This window comes from Mesorhizobium sp. M0437 (genome assembly GCF_040321335.1).
In the GTDB taxonomy this organism is placed as follows: Bacteria; Pseudomonadota; Alphaproteobacteria; order Rhizobiales; family Rhizobiaceae; genus Mesorhizobium.
In genome coordinates this window covers 1-1,942 of sequence record NZ_JAMYRK010000180.1, presented here as the reverse complement: position 1 = coordinate 1,942, position 1,942 = coordinate 1, and the positions used below count along the sequence as shown (strand labels likewise).

3 protein-coding genes are annotated in these 1,942 nt (G+C 65.0%); all 3 read left to right on the top strand.

Annotated features, from left to right (window positions below; genetic code table 11):
• Positions 1-288, top strand: a 288-nt coding sequence (locus tag NKI72_RS34755; RefSeq protein ID WP_352852215.1) for an acyl-CoA dehydrogenase family protein, incomplete at its 5' end; no start/stop codon positions are given.
• Positions 289-321: 33 nt separating this feature from the next.
• On the top strand, positions 322-1,497 hold the full coding sequence (gene ssuD, locus NKI72_RS34750; protein ID WP_352852214.1) for an FMNH2-dependent alkanesulfonate monooxygenase: 1,176 nt from the start codon (positions 322-324) through the stop codon (positions 1,495-1,497).
• A partial coding sequence (locus NKI72_RS34745) for an FAD-dependent oxidoreductase (protein ID WP_352852213.1) occupies positions 1,494-1,942 on the top strand: 449 nt, incomplete at its 3' end. The genes ssuD and NKI72_RS34745, both read left to right, overlap by 4 nt.

Below are 1,942 nucleotides of genomic sequence, written 5' to 3'. Positions count from 1 at the left end.
GGGCTGGCGGTCGACCGCGCCGTGGCCGATCCGAACGATAAGACCGTCGCGGAAGCGCAGATCGCGGTTGCCGAATCCAAGATCCTCACCACCGAGATCGCCATCAACGCCACCAACAAACTGTTCGAACTCGCCGGCACGCGATCCACACTGGCCGAGCACAATCTCGACCGGCACTGGCGCAACGCCCGAACCCACACGCTGCACGATCCGGTGCGCTGGAAATACGCGATCCTCGGCAACTATTACCTGAACGACGTCAATCCGCCGCTCCACGCCTGGAGCTGAGCGAGAACGCCGTAAAGTCACAAAGGACTGTTCATGAGCACTGCCATCCCCGACAGGATCAAGGTCCTGTGGTTTCTCCCGACCCATGGCGACAGCCGCTATCTCGGCACCTCCGAGGGGGGCAGGGCGGTCGACCTGCCCTATCTGACCCAGGTCGCCAAGGCCGCCGACGCCATCGGCTATTACGGCGCGCTGCTGCCGACCGGCCGAAGCTGCGAGGACAGCTGGGTCGTGGCGTCGGCGCTGGCGCCGTTGACGCAGCGGCTCCGCTTCCTCGTTGCGGTGCGGCCGGGCCTGCAATCGCCGACGCTTGCCGCGCGGATGACCTCGACGCTCGACCGCATTTCCGGCGGGCGCCTGCTTATCAACGTGGTCACCGGCGGTGACCCGGTCGAGAACAAGGGCGACGGCATCTTCCTCAGCCATGATGAGCGCTATGAGGTGACGCGGGAGTTTCTCGATATCTACAAGGCCGTGCTCAGCGGCGAGACCATTGCCTTCGAAGGCAAGCACTTCCGCATCGAGGACGGAAAGCTGCTGTTCCCGCCTGTGCAGACCCCGCATCCGCCGCTGTATTTCGGTGGCTCGTCGGAGGCGGCCAATGCGGTCGCCGCCGAGCAGATCGACAAATACCTCACCTGGGGCGAACCGCCGGCTGACGTCGCCGCCAAGGTCGACCATGTGCGCGGCCTTGCCGAGAAGGCCGGACGCCAGGTGAGTTTCGGCATCAGGCTGCATGTCATCGTTCGCGAAACCAATGACGAAGCCTGGGCCGATGCCGACCGCCTGATCAGCCGCCTGGACGACAAGACGATCGCCGAGGCGCAGAAGGTTTTCGCGCGCATGGATTCCGTCGGCCAGTCGCGCATGAGCCGGCTGCATGGCGGCCGTCGCGACAAACTCGAAATCAGTCCGAATCTGTGGGCCGGTGTCGGCCTGGTGCGCGGCGGCGCCGGCACCGCTCTGGTCGGCGATGCGGCGACGGTGGCGGAGCGCATCGACGAATACCGGCGCATCGGCATCGATACCTTCATCCTGTCCGGCTATCCGCATCTGGAGGAAGCCTATCGCTTCGGCGAACTGGTGCTGCCGCTGTTGCCGCTCGATCACGAAATCTCGACGCGGCCGACGGCGGTTAACATGGGCCCCTTCGGCGAAACGGTGGCCGGCGACCATCGCCCGTCGTCGCTGCGCGCGAGCCAGTCTTGAGCGCCAGCGAACCGATCATAGCGATTGTCGGCGGCGGCTTTTCAGGTGCGGCGACTGCGTTTCATCTGGCGCGGCTGCTGCCGGCCAGTGCATCCGATATCGTGGTCGTCGAGCCGCGCGAAAGGCTCGGCTATGGTCTGGCCTATTCGACGACCGATCCTTCACACCGCATCAATGTGCCGGCCTCGAGGATGACGCTGATCTCCGGCCAGGATAGCCACTTCGCCGACTGGCTGCAGCAGAGCAGCGCTATTGTGGGGGATGTCGAGGCTATTGCCGCCAACGGCGCGATCTACCCGCAGCGCCGTGTTTTCGGCGGCTATGTCGAATCCCATCTCCAGCCCTTTCTGCTCAGCAAAACGATCCGCCATGTCAGGTCCGCCGTCGCATCGGTCGAGCGCACCGGCGAGGGCTACCGTCTGATCCTCGCTGATGGCGGGACGCT